The sequence below is a fragment of the Anaerotruncus sp. 1XD42-93 genome, from assembly GCF_009917605.1.
Lineage (GTDB): Bacteria > Bacillota > Clostridia > Oscillospirales > Ruminococcaceae > Anaerotruncus.
In genome coordinates, this window is the sequence record NZ_QZEG01000176.1 from 1 (window position 1) to 1,325 (window position 1,325).

Here is a 1,325-nt window from a genome sequence, read left to right on the forward strand (position 1 = left end):
CGGATGTTTTTGCGTACACGCCATGTTGATAATGACGATTTTACCCAGTGGCAGGCATGGAAGGAGGTTGCGACCTGCTATTGTAATGAAATGGAATGGAAAGCGCTCCCGATGATAAATGGATGGATCAATGCTGTGGGGGATTCCGCTGCGGCACTGAAATACAGAAAGGGGGCAGACGGGAAGGTCGTATATGTTAGAGGGTATATCAAGCTAACAGGCAACTTGACAGCGGAGAGTAACACATTTGCGTATCTTCCAGCGGGGTATAGACCTACAGGCTTTTGGTGGACAACAACTTCACACGAGTATAAGGAGGGCGCATTGACATGTAGGGTCAACCCGGACGGTAAAATGTACATTACATCTATCGGTTCTGATGTGCAGGATATTGTAAATTGGGTTATCCCTATATGCTTAACAATTCCAATTTAAAGCGGGATTGTCAGGTAGATTTCAATACTATTCTTTATCGCATTTGCCCCGTCTGGATCATATCCGGAAATCACTATGTCCCCACCTCTGCCTACTCGAACCCTGCAAAAACTGCCTCCGCCGCTTAATGCACATAGCTGATACCATAATCTCGAAGGACGATAGCCCGTTGGAAGCGTTGCAATCAATTCCTCATATGCTAAAGATGCTCCCTCCACAGGCTTAATAGTTCCTGCAACGTAAATAGCATCATATCCTTTCCGATACTGTAGTCTCAGGCCTTTATCCTTATCATCGTTCCAATAGATAAACTTATCTGTCATGGGCAGCTCTTTCCACTCTATATCTGGACCATAGCAGGTCGCAGCTTGTGTCCAATCGGTGCTCCAAACTTTGCTCCAGACCCTGCGCATATAGATCTTTTGTCCAGTAAACCCAAAGGCAACCACATTTTTCCTTAACCCATCAGACAAAATAACATAGAAATATTCGCATAGTGTCGGTGGGCGATCTTCAGCGTTATAAAGAGGAGACTGATTATCTCCAAATGCTATCACTGTGCCGCCATCACTTACACTATTGACCATTTCCAGCACAGTGGGATAGTTTTGATAAGCCCTTTTGGCATCAAAGACGGTTCCTGTTTTGTCCGCCTTATTTGACTATGGAACGGATTTAGATAGGTAAATGTGGTGCCACCTATTTTTCTAAAGCCACTGATTTCGTCAACCAAACAAATCAAAAAATTATGAAAGGAAGATTGAATTGGATTATAAGTATAGTTGCGTCGTCGATGCGGACAACCTCTATAAAACGTTTGTCCTCGTCTATCTGGAGCCGGGAGAGGGCGGCGAAATAAGAGAGACCATATCGGGCTATGAGCTTGCGGA

Annotated in this window: 2 protein-coding genes; one reads left to right on the top strand and one right to left on the bottom strand. The window is 44.6% G+C overall.

The window, feature by feature from the left end:
- The coding region (locus D5269_RS18450; protein WP_207709163.1) for a hypothetical protein at positions 1-435 on the top strand (435 nt) is incomplete at its 5' end.
- Here D5269_RS18450 and D5269_RS17845 read toward each other — a convergent pair.
- Positions 432-992, bottom strand: coding sequence for a hypothetical protein (locus tag D5269_RS17845; protein WP_147408073.1), 561 nt, complete (start codon positions 990-992; stop codon positions 432-434). The genes D5269_RS18450 and D5269_RS17845 overlap by 4 nt on opposite strands.
- Positions 993-1,325 lie beyond the last annotated feature (333 nt).